Source organism: Sphingomonas sp. SRI_018 (assembly GCF_057586275.1).
In genome coordinates this window covers 678,998-695,120 of sequence record NZ_JBYCZO010000001.1, presented here as the reverse complement: position 1 = coordinate 695,120, position 16,123 = coordinate 678,998, and the positions used below count along the sequence as shown (strand labels likewise).

Genomic DNA, 16,123 nt, shown 5'->3' with positions numbered 1-16,123 from the left:
GTCACCACACCTTCACACGCTTGTCCGGCGCCAGGTACAGCTTCTCCCCAGCCTGGACGTTGAACGCCGGATACCAGGCATCCAGGTTCCGCACCGTCTGCACGCGCCATTGCGCCGGTGCATGGACGTCGGTAGCGATCGCGGCGCGCAGCGCCTTCTCGCGCACCTTGGTCTTCCAGCTCTGCGCGAAGGCGAGGAAGAAGCGCTGGTCGCCGGTCAGGCCGTCGATCACCGGCGCCTCCTTGCCGCCCAGCGACGCGCGATACGCCTCGTACGCCGCGGTCAGGCCGGCGACATCGGCGATGTTCTCGCCCAGCTCCTGCTTGCCGTTGAGGTGCAGCCCCGGCAGCGCCTCATAGGCGTCGTACTGCGCCGCCAGCGCCGCACCCGCCTTCTCGAACCGGGCGAGGTCGGCCGGCGTCCACCAATTGTGCAGCTTGCCGCTCGAATCGAAATCGGCGCCGAGATTGTCGAAGCTGTGGCTGATCTCGTGCCCGATCGTCGCACCGATCGAGCCGTAGTTGGCGGCGGCGTCGAACCTGGGATCGAAGAACGGCGGCTCCAGGATCGCGGCCGGGAAGTTGAGCGCGTTCTGCAGCGGCAGGTTGACCGCATTCACCGTCTGCGGCGTCATCCACCATTCGCCGCGGTCGACCGGCTTGCCGATCTTGGCGATCTGGTGACGATACTCCGCGAGCTCGGCGCGGCGGGCGTTGCCGAGCGGATCGTCGGCGCGGATCTCCAGCGCCGAATAGTCGCGCCACGTGTCCGGATAGCCGATCCCGACCTTCAGCACCTGGAGCTTGCGCCGCGCCTCGGCCTTGGTGCTGTCCGCCATCCAGTCGAGCGCCGCCACCCGCTTGTCGAAAGCGGCGACGATGTTCTTCACCATCCCCTCGATCTCGGTCCGCGACGAGGCGGGGAAATATTTGGCGACGTAGAGCTGGCCGACCGCGTCGCCGAGGTCGTTGTTGACCGCGGTGATCGCGCGCTTGTCGCGCGGGCGCTGCTGCGGCGTGCCGTAGAGCGTCTTGCCGTAGAAGTCGAAACGCGCGTCGTCGAACGCCTTGGGCAGCGTCGCCGCGGCGGTGTTGATCGAATGGAAGGTCAGCCAGGCCTTCCAGCTGTCGAGCGGCTCGCTCCTGACCAGCGCCGACAGCTTGGCGATCGCCGCCGGCTGCCAGGCGATGAAGTCCTGCTGGCCCGGCAGCCCCGCCGCCGTCCAATAGGCATCCCAGTCGATCCCCGGCGCCTTGCCGGCGAAGTCGGCCCGCTTCCACGGATTGTTGCTCTTGTGCGCATCCTGGCTGGTCGGGATGTCGGCGTGCGCCGCCGCGATCTTCATCTCCAGCGCGAAGATGCGATCCGCCTTCGCCGCCGCGTCGGGCACGCCGGCCAGGCCCAGCATCCTGGCGAGATATCCCTTATAGGCGTTGCGGATTTCGACCATCTCGGGCTTCGGCGACAGGTAATAGTCGCGGTCCGGCAGCCCCAGCCCGCCCTGCATCAGATAGGGCACGGTGCGGGTCGGGTTGTTGAGGTCCTGCGTCACGAACAGGCCGAACAGGTTCTCGGTCGAGAAGTTGGTCGCGTTGAGGGGATCGGTGTCCGCACGCATCCGCGAGCCGAGTAGCGACGACAGCGCCTTCACGTCGCCGACCGCCGCGATCGCATCGAGCTCGGGCTTGAGCGGCGCGATGCCGCGCTTCTCGATCCCCGCCGTGTCCATGAAGGCGGCGTAATAGTCCGCGATCTTGCGCTCGTTGGTGCCGGCCGCCGGATTGGCGTCGCCGATGCTCTTGATGAGGTCGGCGTTGCGCTGCTCGGCCACTTTGATCACGTCGAGGAAGGCGCCGGTCGACGATCGGTCGGCCGGGATCTCCGCCTTCGCCCGCCATGCGCCGTTGGCATAGGCGTCGAAGTCGTCGCCGGGCTTCACATTCTTGTCGATCGCCGACTGGTCGACGCCGGCAAGCGTCCCGGCAGCGGCAACGCTGGCATCGTTGGTGGTGGTGGACGAGTTGCACGCGGTGCTGGCGAGCAGCAGCGCGGTGACAAGGGCAAGACGCTTCATCCGAGGAACCCCTCCGCAATTCAGGATGGCGCTTGGCTACACCCGCGCGGGCCACATCGCCAGCCGCCTTCCCTTAACGCCCCGGCCCGGCTAGCACCTCCGCCCATGAGCGCACCCGTCCTCGACACCCGCCTCTCCCCCGACAGCGAGCAGTTCCGCACCAATGCCGCGCACAATCGCGCGCTAGCCGAGCGCCTGCGCGCCGACGTCGCCCAGGCCGCGCTCGGCGGCAGCGACAAGGCCCGCGAACGCCACACCGCGCGCGGCAAGCTCCTCCCCCGCGATCGCGTCGAGCGGCTGCTCGATCCCGGCTCGCCCTTCCTCGAGATCGGCCAGCTCGCCGCCTGCGACATGTACGAGGGAGAGGTGCCCGGCGCCGGCATGATCGCCGGCATCGGCCGCGTCTCCGGCCGGCAGGTGATGATCGTCTGCAACGACGCGACGGTGAAGGGCGGCACCTACTATCCGATGACGGTGAAGAAGCACCTGCGCGCCCAGGAGATCGCCGAGCAGAACCGCCTGCCCTGCGTCTATCTGGTCGATTCGGGCGGCGCCAACCTGCCCCACCAGGCCGAGGTGTTCCCCGACCGCGAGCATTTCGGCCGCATCTTCTTCAACCAGGCCAACATGAGCGCGAAGGGTATCCCCCAGATCGCCTGCGTGATGGGCAGCTGCACCGCCGGCGGCGCCTATGTCCCCGCCATGTCCGACGAGACGGTGATCGTGCGCGGCCAGGGCACGATCTTCCTCGCCGGCCCGCCGCTGGTGAAGGCCGCCACCGGCGAGGTGATCTCGGCGGAGGAACTGGGCGGCGCCGACACCCACGGCCGCAAGTCCGGCGTGGTCGACCATGTCGCCGAGAACGACGAGCATGCGCTGACGATCGTCCGCGACATCGTCTCGACGCTGCAGCCGCAGCATCAGCCGGGCATCAACCTGCGCGAGCCCCGCCCGCCGAAGTTCGCGGCCGAGGATCTCTACGGTATCATCCCCACCGACGTGCGCGCGCCCTATGATGTCCACGAGGTGATCGCCCGCCTGGTCGACGGATCCGAGTTCCACGAGTTCAAGCCGCTCTATGGCAGCTCGCTGGTATGCGGCTTCGCGCACATCTGGGGCATCCCCGTCGCGATCCTCGCCAACAACGGGGTCCTGTTCAGCGAAAGCGCGGTCAAGGGCGCCCACTTCATCGAGCTCGCCTGCCAGCGCCGCGTGCCCTTGCTGTTCCTCCAGAACATCTCGGGCTTCATGGTCGGTGGGAAGTACGAGGCGGAAGGCATTGCTAAACATGGCGCGAAGCTGGTGACAGCAGTCGCCACCGCGAGCGTGCCGAAGATCACCGTCCTGATCGGCGGCAGCTTCGGCGCGGGCAACTACGGCATGTGCGGCCGCGCCTATAGCCCACGCTTCCTGTTCACCTGGCCCAACAGCCGCATCAGCGTGATGGGCGGCGAGCAGGCGGCAAGCGTGCTGGCGACCGTCCACCGCGACGCCGAGACCTGGACCGAGGAGCAGGCCGAAGCCTTCAAGGCGCCGATCCGCCAACGCTACGAGGACGAGGGCAACCCCTGGCACGCGACCGCGCGCCTGTGGGACGACGGCATCATCGACCCCGCCCAGACCCGCAACGTCCTGGGCCTGGCGTTCGCCGCGACGCTCAACGCACCCATCCCCGAGACGCCGAGGTTCGGCGTGTTCCGGATGTGATGGGGGAAGACGGCGCCTATTCAATCCTCCCCGAGCTCGTCTCGGGGAGGGGGACCATCCGGCGCAGCCGGATGGTGGAGGGGCAGGCGCGATCGCGCTGTGGCAATGACGCCGCGCAAGGCTGCATCCATATCATTGAGGATATCGCCGGCCGGAATCCGCAACGTCATGATACCGTGCCCCGCCAACCATGCGTCACGGTGCGCATCCAGAACCGGCTAATCGCCGCGCGAATGGGCTTCCCCGTCGACCTCGATCACCAGCCGGGCGTCGCTGCAATAGAAGTCGAGAGTATAAGGTCCGCTCGGATGCTGCTTGCGGAACTTGAGCCCGCACGGTCGCGAACGCAGCGCGGTCCAAAGCAACACTTCCGGCAACGACATCTTCCGCCGCAAGGCGCGGGCGCGTTTCACCCCACCTCGCTTCGCTTTCGGCGCAACATCTTTGAGCATCGCCCAGGCCCCTCCACCATGCTTCGCATGGTCCCCCTCCCCGAGACAAGCTCGGGGAGGATTTGAAAGGTATCCCCATGATCCTCGCCGCCCTCCTCCTCGCCCAGACCACCCCGACCAAGCTCCCGCCGGCCAACCCCCTCCCCCCGCCCGGCGCGGAGGAGTCGGCGGTGCTCGCCCCGATCGAGGCGATGTTCGCCGGTCTCGCCGCGCGCGACGGCGCGAAGATCCTCGCCCAGACCCGGCCCGAGGGCAGCGCCACCGTCGCCGTCGAGAAGCCCGACGGCACCCGCAACCTCAAGCACCTCAGCTGGGCCGACTTCGCCGGCGGCATCAAGCCGGGCCCGGAACGCTACGAGGAGCGCAGCGGCACCCCCGCGATCGACATCGATGGCGACATCGCAATGGTGTGGGCGCCGTACCAGTTCCTCGTCGACGGCAAGGTCCACCACTGCGGCGTCAACCACTTCGACCTCGTCCGCGAGAGCGGCCAGTGGAAGGTGCTGAACGTCACCTGGTCGCAGCGCACCACCGGCTGTGAGGCGCCGTGACCGCGGGCTCCGATGCCCCCTGTCCTACATCATCCGAATGTGCCTAGGCTGACCGGCAGGAGGATGATTGGAAGCCTTTATTTTCATAGCTCCTGCGCACGAAGTTCGTGAAATTTGCGAAGATACGGAACAGGCAAGATGTTGAAATCACTACTGATTGCCAACCGCGGGGAAATCGCCTGCCGCATCATTCGCACCGCGCGGGCGATGAAAATCCGCACGGTCGCGGTCTATTCGGACGCCGACTCGAACGCACTCCACGTCCGCCGGGCCGACGAGGCGGTGCACATCGGCCCATCGCCGGCGCGCGAGAGCTATCTCGTCGGCGACCGCATCATCGCCGCGGCGAAGGAGACGGGCGCCGAGGCGATCCACCCCGGCTACGGCTTTCTCAGCGAGAACGCCGATTTCGCCCAGGCCGTGATCGATGCCGGCCTGATCTGGGTCGGCCCCAGGCCCGACAGCATCCGCGCGATGGGCCTCAAGGACGCCGCCAAGGAACGCATGATCGCCGCCGGCGTGCCGGTGACGCCGGGCTATCTCGGCGAGGACCAGTCGCCCGAGCGCCTGGCCAGCGAAGCCGAAGCGATCGGCTATCCCGTGCTGATCAAGGCGGTCGCCGGCGGCGGCGGCAAGGGGATGCGCCGCGTCGATGCACCGCAGGACTTCGCCGACGCCCTCGCCTCCTGCCGGCGCGAGGCAGCCTCCTCGTTCGGCGACGACCGCGTGCTGATCGAGAAATACATCCTCTCGCCCCGCCACATCGAGGTGCAGGTGTTCGGCGACGCCCATGGCAACGTCGTCCACCTGTTCGAGCGCGACTGCTCGCTGCAGCGCCGCCACCAGAAGGTGATCGAGGAGGCCCCCGCCCCCGGCATGGACCAGGCGACGCGCGAGGCGATCTGCGCCGCCGCCGTCCGCGCGGCCAAGGCGGTGGATTACGTCGGCGCTGGCACCATCGAGTTCATCGCCGACGCGAGCGAGGGCCTGCGCGCCGACCGCATCTGGTTCATGGAGATGAACACGCGGCTCCAGGTCGAGCATCCGGTGACCGAGGAGATCACCGGTGTCGACCTGGTCGAGTGGCAGCTGCGGGTCGCCTCGGGCGAGCCGCTGCCGAAGCGGCAGGAGGAGCTGGCGATCGACGGCTGGGCGATCGAGGCGCGGCTGTATGCGGAGGATCCGGCGAAGGGGTTCCTGCCGAGCCCTGGTCGCATCGACCATCTCGCATTGGATCATCGCATTCGCGTTGAAACCGGAGTTGAGGAGGCTGACGCCGTCAGCCCCTTCTATGATCCAATGATCGCCAAGCTAGTCGCCCACGCCGACACGCGCGACGTTGCGCGTACCAAGCTGATGCACGCACTGGATCAGAGCTATGTCGCACCGCTCCGCACCAACGCCGGCTTCCTTTTCGAGTGCCTCGACTGCTCGGAATTCGCACTGGGCCAAGTCGATACCGGTTTGATCGAGCGGGCCGGTGAAGCGTTGTTGCCGGCGGCGGAGCTGTCCCAGGCCGTGCTCGATGCCGCTGCGCGACGCTACCGCCGCGACTGGCTCGATTGGGCGGGTCTCGACCTGAACGAGCAACATCGGCGGGCAGGGCTGTTCGGCTTTCGGCTGAACGCCGCTGCCAAGGATACGATCGACCTCCATGGACGGGGCGGCAAGGGAGTCGGCTCGACAATGGGCTTCGACAAGTCGTTCGGGATAGCTTCGACAATGACGTCGGAGGGCGAAATCCTCGTTACCGATCGCGGTGTGACCTACACCTTCGATCAGCGTCCAACGACGGGCGGAGCAGCGGGTGCAATCGGCGATGGCGCTATCCTCGCGCCGATGCCTGGCCGCATCACAGCCGTCGAGGTCGCGGCTGGCGAGCGCGTCGCCACAGGCCAGAAGCTCGTCACCCTCGAAGCGATGAAGATGGAGCACGGCCTCACCGCTCCGTTCGACGGCATCGTCGCGGAGCTCGACGTCGAACCCGGCGCGCAGGTGAGCGAGGGCCGGATGCTGGTGCGGGTGGAGAAAGCCGAATGAGCTACTCCCCCCTCCCGTTCGTGCTGAGCTTGTCGAAGCATCGCTCTTTTCTTCTCTCTTGCGGGTTGAAGAAGGACGGCCCTTCGACAAGCTCAGGGCGAACGGATTTGGGGGGAACGCAATGAACCTCCACCTCCGCCCCGCCACCGCCGCCGACCTCCCGGCCATCGTCGCGCTCCTCGCCGACGACGTGAACGGCGCGGAGCGCGAGGACGCCTCGCTCCCGCTCGACCCGGGCTACACCGCCGCCTTCGCCGCGATCGAAGCCGATCCCAACCAGGAGCTCATTGCCGCCGAGCAGGCCGGCCGCATCGTCGGCACGCTCCAGCTGAGCTTCCTCCCCGGCCTCTCCTTCAAGGGCGCCTGGCGCGGCCAGATCGAGGCGGTCCGCATCACCGTCGCCCTGCGTGGCCAGGGACTCGGCGGCGAGATGATCCGCTGGGCGGTCGAGCGCTGCCGCCAGCGCGGCTGCCGCATGGTCCAGCTCACCTCCAAGACCAACCGCGCCGATGCACACCGCTTCTACGAGAAGCTCGGCTGGAAGAAGACCCACGCCGGCTTCAAGCTGCACCTGACGGAGGACCGCTGATGGCCGGCCGCTTCTTCGACGAATGGCGGGTCGGCGACACCATCGTCCATGAGCTCCGCCGCACCGTCACCGAGACCGACAACCTGCTGTTCTCGACGATGACGCACAATACCCAGCCGCTCCATCTCGACGCCGAGGCGGCGCGGGCGAGCGAGTTCGGGCAGATCCTCGTCAACGGCACCTTCACCTTCGCGCTGATGGTCGGCATCACCGTCGGCGACACCACCGCCGGCACGCTGGTCGCCAACCTCGGCTACGACAAGCTGGTGATGCCGAAGCCCGTGTTCATCGGCGACACGCTCCGCGCGGAGAGCGAGGTGGTCGAGACCCGCCCGTCGAAGTCGCGCCCCGGCCAGGGCATCGTCACCTGGAAGCACCGCATGCTCAACCACCGCGACGAGATTGTGTGCGAATGCCTGCGCAGCGCGCTGCTCAAATCGCGCGTCCAGATCGTGTGAGCGCGGTCGACGTCGCCATCGTCGGCGCCGGCGCGGCCGGGATCGGCGCGGCCCGGCGCGTTGCGGCAAGCGGCCGTTCGGCGCTGCTCGTCGAAGCCGGCAGCCGCATCGGCGGCCGTGCCTGGACGTTGCCGGTGGAGGGGATGCCGCTCGATCTCGGCTGCGGCTGGCTCCATTCGGCCGAGCGCAATCCCTGGGTGCGGATCGCCGAGGAAGCGGGCTTCGCCGTCACCCGCGGCCCCACCGCCTGGGGCAAGCAGTATCGCGACCTCGGCTTCACCCAGGCCGAGCGCGACGCCGCCGGCGCGGCCTATGCGGCGTTCGAGCAGCGCCTGCGCGACGATCCGCCGGCCAGCGACCGCGCCTTCGACGCACTGCCGCCGGGCGGCGAGTGGAACGACTTCATCGAATCGCTGTCGGGCTACATCAACGGCGCCGGGCTCCGCACGCTCTCGATCGCGGATTACCTCGCCTATGACGGCGCGGCGAGCGACCAGAACTGGCGCCTTCCCGCCGGCTACGGCACGTTGGTCGCAGCCAGCCTGCCGCGCCTGCCTGTCGCGATGGCGACGCCGGTCACCCACATCGACCATGCGGGCAGGCTCCTCCGCCTCGAGACATCGCGCGGCGCCATCGAGGCGCGGACCGCAATCGTCACGGTCCCCACCAACGTGATCGCCAACGGCGCCCTCTCCTTCTCGCCCGCGCTAGACGACCATGTCGAGGCGGCCGCCAGGCTCCCGCTCGGGCTCGCCAACAAGATCTTCCTCCACCTGGACGGCGCCGAGGAGATCGCCCCGGATAGCCACCTGCTCGGCAATCCCCGCGATCCGGCAACGGGCAGCTATTATCTCCGTCCCTTCGGCCGCCCGGTGATCGAATGCTTCTTCGGCGGCGAGGGAGCGAAGGAGATCGAGGCGACCGGCCTCGACGGCGCCGCCGCCTTCGCCGCGGCCGAGCTGTCCGCGCTGTTCGGCAGCGGTTTCGCCAGGCGCCTCCGCCTGGTCACCGGCTCGGCCTGGGGCCAGGCGGACGGGTTCGGCGGCTCCTACAGCCACGCCTGCCCCGGCCATGCCGGTGCCCGCGCGGTGCTCGCCCGCCCGGTCGACAACCGCCTCTTCTTCGCCGGCGAGGCCTGCTCCCCCACCGACTTCTCCACCGCCCATGGCGCGCTCGCGACCGGCATCGCCGCGGCGGAGGCGGCGCTGGCAGTGCTTGACTAGTCCGTCTTAGTGCGCTCCGCCGTTCGTGAATGCTTGAACCCTCAAGCGCGGAAAGACGTCTTCAAGCGGCTTGGTATCGGGCAACACATAGACATATCCGCCCTTCTTCTGAAAAAGTGGACGTACGCCCTTGTTATATAGCGCCATGGGCACGTTGATACACCCGAACGTTATGCGGTTGTCGTCCGGGGTCGGCGACAGCATCCGCTGGCGACGCCGTTCCTTCCTGCTGGCACCCTTCGGGATCGGGTGGAGCGCCACCGACGTGGCATAATCGACCCAGAGCACCCTCTGCTTTCCGGCCGCCAATCCATATTTCGCAAGGAAGCGCCCCGCAGGCGTCGTCTTCTCCGCAGGACCGATTTCGGCAAGATTTTTACTACCGACTCCGGGGGTTGCGTCATCCCCGACGGCCACGCCGATCAACACCGGAGCCTTGCCGAGCGGTTTCCCCTTTGCATTGAAGAGGAAGAGAGAAGCGGCCTTCTTGTCGATGATGATGTACGGCAGGGAACCATTATCCCCCGACGCAGCGATCCAATCGGCGACGCGCATCGCCGCCGCCGATCGGATCATCCCGTCCTCGGCTTCCGCACTCTCCGGCTGCGACGATACCGACTCAAGCGGCCGAGCGCTCTCGGCCCGTGCGGGCACGGGAACGGTCAGCGCCAGTCCGGCAAGCGCCGCAAGGACATGGATCATCGCTCGAGGCGCTCGCAATCAAACGATCGTCGCCCCGAGAGGAAGCCGAGGCGGGGGATCACAATCTGGTCAGCATTTGCTCGCTTGCAGCATCAATTGCGGGGTCGCTTACGCTGATTCTCCTGCATCCGCTGCTCGATGCCGTCCACCCGGGCATTGAGCTGATCCAGGCGCTGGCCGTTGTTCTGTGCCTGCCCGGATGCCGCCTGCGCCTCTGACAGCGCCGACTTCGCCGTGCCGTCGGTCTCCTGCACTTTTGCCTCGAGCGCATCGACGCGTTGGCTCACGGTGGCGATCTGCTCCCTCACGAAGCCCTTGGTGGCACAACCGCCAAGGCCCAGCGCACCAATCAGGATCACAGCTGCAGGGGCAAGTTTTGTCACGTACGCCGACATCACATTTTTCCAATGGTTAACGAACTGTCACAACCCCAAGCCGAGTGCCCTGGTTCCAACAATCCGATTCTGTCCGGCTGTGCATCTGCTCAGTCGAGTGGATAAGGCCGGCGTTCTCATCCTGCGGGCCCGGTTTCCTCATGCCGATCGCCTTACGCCGCCTTGCGCTCGCCCTTCGGCACGGGATTAGAGAACTCCATCTGATCGTCGACCGACCCGAACCGCAACATCATCAGGTCATGCGCATAGCTCTGCTTGAGCCGCCACGGCGCCTTGGTGCCCTGCTTCGGAAAACGATCGAGCGCCCGCTGCACATAGCCGGACGTAAAGTCGAGAAACGGCAGCGCCGCCACTTCCGGATCGCGCACGCGCGGCGTCGCCTGCCTCAGCCCTCGCGCCCGCATCGTGTTGAGCAGGCGGCAGACATAGGCGCAGGTCAGGTCCGCCTTCAGCGTCCACGACGCATTGGTATAGCCGAACGACGACGCCAGATTCGGGATGTCGGAGAACATCATCCCCTTGTACTGGAACGACTTGGCCGGATCGACCGCGACCCCGTCGACGCTGAACTGGAGCCCGCTCATCAGCTGGAGCTCGAGCCCGGTCGCGGTGATGATGATGTCCGCAGGCAGTTCCTCCCCGGATTTGAGCCGGATGCCGCCCGCTGTGAAGCGCTCGATTTCCGCCGTCACTACCGAGGAGGTGCCGGCCTTGATCGAATCGAACAGGTCGGCGTCGGGCACCAGGCACAGCCGCTGATCCCAGGGATTGTAGCGCGGCGTGAAATGTTTCGCGACGATCTCCTCCCCCAGGTGCTCGCGCGCCCAGCCGAGGATGCGTTCCTTCGCCTTCTCCGGATACTTGCGCGCCCGCGTGTAGAAGAACTGGCCGAGCAGCACATTCTTCCACCGCGTGAGCCCATAGGCAATCTTCGCGGGCAACCGCTTGCGTAACCAGTTGGCGATACCGTCCTCGCTCGGCCGCGACACGACATAGGTCGGCGAACGTTGCAGCATGGTGACGTGGCCAGCGGTCTTGGCCATCTCCGGCACCAATGTCACCGCGGTCGCGCCGCTGCCGATCACGACCACGCGCTTGCCGGCATAGTCGAGGTCCTCGGGCCAGAACTGCGGGTGGACGATCCGTCCCTTGAAGTCCACTGATCCCGCGAACTCGGGCGCATGGCCGCGCTGGTAGTTATAATAGCCCGAGCACATGAAGAGGAAGTTGCAGGTGATCTCCACCCGCTCCTTCTCCGGCCCGCGTTCGATCGTCACCGTCCAGGCGGCGTCGGGCGTCGACCAGGCGGCGCTGAGCACGCGGTGCTGGTAGCGGATGTGCTTGTCGACACCGTAGTCGCGCGCCGCCTCGGTCAAATACCTGAGAATCGACGGCCCGTCGGCGATCGCCTTGGACTCGGTCCAGGGTCGGAAGGAATAACCGAGCGTGAACATGTCCGAGTCCGAGCGGATGCCCGGATAGCGGAACAGGTCCCAGGTGCCGCCCAGCCGTTCGCGCCCTTCGAGGATCACATAGCTGCGGTCCGGGCAGCGCGACTGCAGGAAATATCCGGCACCGATGCCGGAGATTCCCGCGCCGACGACGACCACGTCGAAATGTTCGGCCATTCTGTCTCTCTCCTGCGTACCGATTATTCCAAAATCGGTTGCAAGGAAAGACGGATCATCTTCATCCGCCTTCGAGTTCGTCGACCGCGCTTTCGAGCCGGTCGAGCATCGCGTTCAGGGCTGCGATCTCCTCGACCGAAAAGGTACCGAAGATCCGCGCCTCCATCTCCAACGCTTTCGGAGCGACTTCGGCGTAAAGCTCGCGCCCGGCGGCGGTGAGTGCGAGCAGATGGGACCGTTGATCGTCCGGATTGGGCGTGCGCGCGACAAGGCCGCGCTCGGCGAGCGCAGCGGCAGCGCGGCTTACCGTCACCTTGTCCATCCGCGTCGCCCGCCCGAGCGCCTGCTGGGTGAGCCCTTCGCTCTCTGCGATCACCGCCACCAGCCGCCATTCAGGGATGCGCAGGCCGAACAGCGAGCGATACGTCTCCGCGATCGCATCCGACACGCGGTTCGATGCGATCGACAGCCGGTAAGGGAGGAACGAGTGGAGGCGGAGCTTTCGTGTCATATCGCCTGACTGTGCGGGAGCGGGCGGCTATGGGCAAGTACGCCTTAGCCTTTCATCTGGCGGGCGATCGCCTTGCGGGTGGCCGCTCCATACGGCGGCTTGAGGCCGGCAAGCCTGGCGACGTCGAGTCTCGACTGCTGGAACACCGCACGGGCGTGGCTGAAGGTCCTGAAGCCGTCGCGACCGTGATAGGCTCCCATACCGGATGGACCAATGCCGCCGAAGGGAAGCTCCTCCATCGAGACGTGGAAGATGACGTCGTCGATGGTCACTCCGCCCGAGATGGTGCGGTCGAGCACGCGACGGCGTTCGGCGGCGTCGGAGCCGAAATAGTAGAGGCCGAGCGGTCGGTCGCGGCGGTTCACCTCGGCGATGGCATCGTCGATCGTCTCATAGCGGCGGACGGGAAGGATCGGGCCGAAGATCTCCTCCTGCATCACCGTCATGTCGTCGGTCGCATTGCGGACGATGGTCAGCGGCATCTTGCGGCTGTTACTGACGGCGAAGTCCTCATTCGCCGGATTGACCGTGACCAGCTCGGCGCCCTTGGCGCGGGCATCCTCCAGCCAGTCGTGGAGGCGCTCGTGATGACGATCGTTGATGACCGAGGTATAGTCGGGATTGGCGAGCAGCGTCGGGTACATCGCCGAGGCGGAGGCCACGAGCGCGTCGACCACTTCCCCCTCCTTTTCATTCGGCACCAGCATATAATCGGGGGCGAGGCAGATTTGTCCCGCGTTGAGCATCTTGCCCATCGCCACCCGCTCCGCGGTCTTGCGAACGTCGGCGGAGCGGCCGAGGATCACCGGGGACTTGCCGCCGAGCTCGAGCGTCACCGGCGTCAGGTTGTCGGCGGCGGCGTGGAGGATATGGCGGCCGATGCCGGTCGCGCCGGTGAAGATGAGATGATCGAACGGCAGCTCGGCGAACGCCTTGCCGACATCGGGGCCGTCGGAGACGAACGCCAGCTCCTCGGGTGCGAAATTGCGGAGCGTCAGTTCCTCGAACAGCGCGGCGACGCGGGGGGTATATTCGCTGGTCTTGACCATTGCCCGGTTACCGGCGGCGAGGATGCCGGCGAGCGGCGCCATCACCAGATTGACCGGGAAGTTCCATGGGCTGATCACGCCGACCACGCCCTTGGGCTGGAACTCGACCCGCGCCCGCGCGCCGAGCAGGCCGAGAGGAAACAGCACCGGCCGCCGCTCCGGCCGCGACCAACGATCGACGTGCTTCAGGGCATGGCGGAGTGGGGCGACCGAGGCGGCGATGTCGGTGATCATCGACTGTTCGCGGCTGCGATGGCCGAAATCTTCGCTGAGGGCGTCGCAAAAAACGTCGGCGTTGTCAGCGATCATCGCAATCGCGCGCTTGAGGCGGTCCTTGCGCGTGGCGATGGCGACCGGCAGTTCGGCAGTGAAGGCGGCGCGCTGGGCCGCGAGAATTGCCGTAAGATCGGTCATCGGCCCTCTTCCCGGATATTTACTGACCCCAGTGTAAATAGGCTTCGGGCCTTTGGGCAAGGCTGCTTGCAAGCCACAGCCACACGACGAAGGCGCCAGCTGCGAGTAACGTCCCCAGCGGGAGGCGGTCGGTCGCGTGCATCCGCCGAGCCAGCGCCACGGCAAGCCCCAGCAGGCAGCCAATCAGCAGCACCGCCGGCAACGCACGCCAGCCGAGCCACAGGCCAATCGCCCCGAACAGCTTGGCATCGCCGCCGCCGAGGCCCTCCCGGCCCCGCAGCCGCTGATAGCCGGTCGCAACCAGCCACAGCGCCGCGAAGCCGGCGACACCGCCGATCAGCCGGTCGGCGAGCGGCGGCAGGCCGAGGATCGTGCCCGACAGCGCCAGCGCACCCGTCAGCTCGTTCGGCAACCAGAAAGCTCGCAAATCGATCGCAGCCAACGCGAGCAGTAGCCACCCGAACAACGCCCCCGCCACTCCTTCCCAGCCCGGCGCGGCGAAGCCGGCAGCAAGGCCGATCAGCGCCCCGACCGCCTCGGTAACGGGATGGCTCGGCGCGATCGGCGCACTGCAGGTCCGGCAACGGCCCCGAAGCGCGAGATACCCAACCAGCGGCACCAGCTCGAAGCCGTTGAGCGTCCGTCCGCAGCCGTCGCATTGCGAGCGGCCGCGGAGCGCCGACCGCCCTTCGGGCCAGCGGATTGCGACGGTGGCGATGAAGCTGCCGAACACCGAACCGAGGAGGCCGAGCAGCAGCGGCCAGAGCGGCTCGACCGGCATCGGCTCAGCGGGTCAGCAAGGCGAAGAACTCGGCCGGCGGCGGAGCCTCCGCAAAGGCGGGAACCCCGTCGGGAAGTGCAACCCACGGCTGCTTGCGCTTCACCCAGATATGCGCGCGCGGCTCCAGCCGATCGCTGTCGTCGAGCGTGCCGGCGCGGATGATCCGGAGCTGCGGCCGGGCGCTGTTCACGTTCCACAGCCGCGTATGGCACGTGCCGCAGATATATTGAGTGGAGATCGATCCGCTCGGGTTGGTGAAGGCGTAGGTGACGATGGGCCCTTCGCCTGCCACCTCGTCCTCGCCCACCACACCCTGCATGGTGAAGGCGCTGCCCGACCAGGTCTGGCAGTCGCGGCAATGGCAGCAATAGACCGGCGGCAGCATTTCGAGCGCGAGCGTGTAGCGGCTCGCCCCGCAGCGGCAGCCGCCGGTGACGGTCACGCCGCCTTCTTGAGATGCCGCCGCCCGAGCAGCTCGGCGATCTGAACGGCGTTGAGCGCGGCGCCCTTGCGGAGATTGTCGGAGACGCACCACAGCGCGAGGCCGTTCTCGACCGTCGGGTCCTCGCGGACGCGGCTGACGTAGGTCGCATATTCGCCGACGCACTCGACCGGAGTCACGTATCCGCCGTCCTCGCGCTTGTCGACGAGCATGATGCCCGGCGCCTCGCGCAGGATCGCCTGGGCCTCGGCGGCGGAGATCTCGTCCTCGAACTCGATGTTGATCGCCTCCGAATGGCCGACGAACACCGGCACGCGGACGCAGGTAGCGGTGACCTTGATCTTGGGATCGAGGATCTTCTTGGTCTCGACCACCATCTTCCACTCTTCCTTGGTCGAGCCGTCGTCGAGGAAGCTGTCGATGTGCGGGATCACGTTGAACGCGATCTGCTTGGTGAACTTCTTGGGCTCGGCGCTGTCGCCGACGAAGATGTTGCGGCTCTGCTCGAACAGCTCGTCCATGCCCGCCTTGCCGGCGCCCGAGACCGACTGATAGGTCGCGACCACCACGCGCTTGATCTTCGCGGCGTCGTGGAGCGGCTTCAGCGCCACCACCATCTGCGCGGTCGAGCAGTTCGGGTTGGCGATGATGTTGCGCTTCACATAGCCGTCGATCGCCTCCGGGTTCACCTCGGGCACGATCAGCGGCACGTCGGGGTCCATGCGGTAGAGCGAGGCATTGTCGATCACCGTGCAGCCGGCGGCGGCGAAGCGCGGCGCGTGCGCCTTCGAGCCGTCCGAGCCGATCGCGAAGATCGCCATGTCCCAGCCCTTGGGATCGAAGGACTCGATGTTCTGGACGCGCAGCTTGCGCCCGGTCTCGCCGAAGTCGATCTCGTCGCCCTGGCTGCGCGACGAGGCGAGCACCGCGATGTCGTCGATCGGGAACTCGCGCTCGGCGAGGATCGCGAGCACCTCACGCCCGACATTGCCGGTCGCGCCGGCGACAACCACACGGTAACCCATATCCGTCGTTCCATCCGTAATCGTCATCCCGGCGGAAGCCGGGATCTCGTGCCTCAGGCCGTTCGCTGCCGCATGAGATCCC

At 67.1% G+C, this 16,123-nt stretch carries 16 protein-coding genes; 6 read left to right on the top strand and 10 right to left on the bottom strand.

The annotated features are described in order from the left end of the window. Position 1: 1 nt before the first annotated feature. Entirely contained in the window at positions 2 to 2,074 is a 2,073-nt protein-coding gene (locus tag AC2YHA_RS03185) for a M13 family metallopeptidase (RefSeq protein WP_487400342.1), read from the bottom strand. Positions 2,075 to 2,179: 105 nt separating this feature from the next. Here AC2YHA_RS03185 and AC2YHA_RS03180 point away from each other — a divergent pair, with 105 nt between their 5' ends. Beyond that, positions 2,180 to 3,781, top strand: coding sequence for a carboxyl transferase domain-containing protein (locus AC2YHA_RS03180; protein WP_487400341.1), 1,602 nt, complete (start codon positions 2,180 to 2,182; stop codon positions 3,779 to 3,781). A 218-nt stretch (positions 3,782 to 3,999) separates the two neighbouring features. Here the strand turns inward: AC2YHA_RS03180 and AC2YHA_RS03175 are convergent, their stop codons facing one another. Continuing rightward, entirely contained in the window at positions 4,000 to 4,164 is a 165-nt protein-coding gene (locus AC2YHA_RS03175) for an endonuclease domain-containing protein (protein WP_487400340.1), read from the bottom strand. A 146-nt stretch (positions 4,165 to 4,310) separates the two neighbouring features. On the opposite strand from AC2YHA_RS03175, the gene AC2YHA_RS03170 reads away from it, so the two are divergent. The 5 genes from AC2YHA_RS03170 (at position 4,311) to AC2YHA_RS03150 (ending at position 9,094) form a co-directional block, all read left to right on the top strand. Continuing rightward, positions 4,311 to 4,784, top strand: a complete 474-nt coding sequence (locus tag AC2YHA_RS03170; protein WP_487400339.1) for a nuclear transport factor 2 family protein — start codon at positions 4,311 to 4,313, stop codon at positions 4,782 to 4,784. 138 nt (positions 4,785 to 4,922) lie between these two features. Further along, entirely contained in the window at positions 4,923 to 6,824 is a 1,902-nt protein-coding gene (locus AC2YHA_RS03165) for an acetyl/propionyl/methylcrotonyl-CoA carboxylase subunit alpha (protein ID WP_487400338.1), read from the top strand. 121 nt (positions 6,825 to 6,945) lie between these two features. Then, entirely contained in the window at positions 6,946 to 7,413 is a 468-nt protein-coding gene (locus AC2YHA_RS03160; RefSeq protein WP_487400337.1) for an N-acetyltransferase family protein, read from the top strand. After that, positions 7,413 to 7,871, top strand: coding sequence for a MaoC family dehydratase (locus AC2YHA_RS03155; protein ID WP_487400336.1), 459 nt, complete (start codon positions 7,413 to 7,415; stop codon positions 7,869 to 7,871). Before AC2YHA_RS03160 ends, AC2YHA_RS03155 begins: the two co-directional genes overlap by 1 nt. Further along, positions 7,868 to 9,094 carry a flavin monoamine oxidase family protein gene (locus tag AC2YHA_RS03150; protein ID WP_487400335.1) on the top strand — a complete coding sequence of 409 codons (1,227 nt, stop codon included), beginning with the start codon at positions 7,868 to 7,870 and terminating at the stop codon, positions 9,092 to 9,094. The genes AC2YHA_RS03155 and AC2YHA_RS03150 overlap by 4 nt, the downstream gene beginning before the upstream one ends. A 6-nt stretch (positions 9,095 to 9,100) precedes the next feature. On the opposite strand, the gene AC2YHA_RS03145 is transcribed toward AC2YHA_RS03150, so the two are convergent. The 8 genes from AC2YHA_RS03145 to AC2YHA_RS03110 all read right to left on the bottom strand — a co-directional run bounded on the left by AC2YHA_RS03145 (position 9,101) and on the right by AC2YHA_RS03110 (position 16,041). Next, on the bottom strand, positions 9,101 to 9,796 hold the full coding sequence (locus AC2YHA_RS03145; RefSeq protein ID WP_487400334.1) for a hypothetical protein: 696 nt from the start codon (positions 9,794 to 9,796) through the stop codon (positions 9,101 to 9,103). Between the two features lie 92 nt (positions 9,797 to 9,888). After that, a complete protein-coding gene (locus AC2YHA_RS03140) occupies positions 9,889 to 10,191 on the bottom strand; it encodes a hypothetical protein (RefSeq protein ID WP_233782916.1) in 303 nt (100 codons plus the stop codon). 152 nt (positions 10,192 to 10,343) lie between these two features. Then, positions 10,344 to 11,819 carry a flavin-containing monooxygenase gene (locus AC2YHA_RS03135; RefSeq protein WP_487400333.1) on the bottom strand — a complete coding sequence of 492 codons (1,476 nt, stop codon included), beginning with the start codon at positions 11,817 to 11,819 and terminating at the stop codon, positions 10,344 to 10,346. Positions 11,820 to 11,880: 61 nt separating this feature from the next. After that, positions 11,881 to 12,330 carry a MarR family winged helix-turn-helix transcriptional regulator gene (locus AC2YHA_RS03130; protein ID WP_233782918.1) on the bottom strand — a complete coding sequence of 150 codons (450 nt, stop codon included), beginning with the start codon at positions 12,328 to 12,330 and terminating at the stop codon, positions 11,881 to 11,883. A 44-nt stretch (positions 12,331 to 12,374) separates the two neighbouring features. Then, a complete protein-coding gene (locus AC2YHA_RS03125) occupies positions 12,375 to 13,793 on the bottom strand; it encodes a coniferyl aldehyde dehydrogenase (RefSeq protein ID WP_487400332.1) in 1,419 nt (472 codons plus the stop codon). Between the two features lie 19 nt (positions 13,794 to 13,812). Further along, a complete protein-coding gene (locus AC2YHA_RS03120) occupies positions 13,813 to 14,574 on the bottom strand; it encodes a prepilin peptidase (RefSeq protein ID WP_487400331.1) in 762 nt (253 codons plus the stop codon). Positions 14,575 to 14,578: 4 nt separating this feature from the next. Further along, a complete protein-coding gene (locus AC2YHA_RS03115) occupies positions 14,579 to 15,016 on the bottom strand; it encodes a GFA family protein (protein WP_233782921.1) in 438 nt (145 codons plus the stop codon). Then, entirely contained in the window at positions 15,013 to 16,041 is a 1,029-nt protein-coding gene (locus tag AC2YHA_RS03110; RefSeq protein WP_233782922.1) for an aspartate-semialdehyde dehydrogenase, read from the bottom strand. Before AC2YHA_RS03110 ends, AC2YHA_RS03115 begins: the two co-directional genes overlap by 4 nt. Positions 16,042 to 16,123 lie beyond the last annotated feature (82 nt).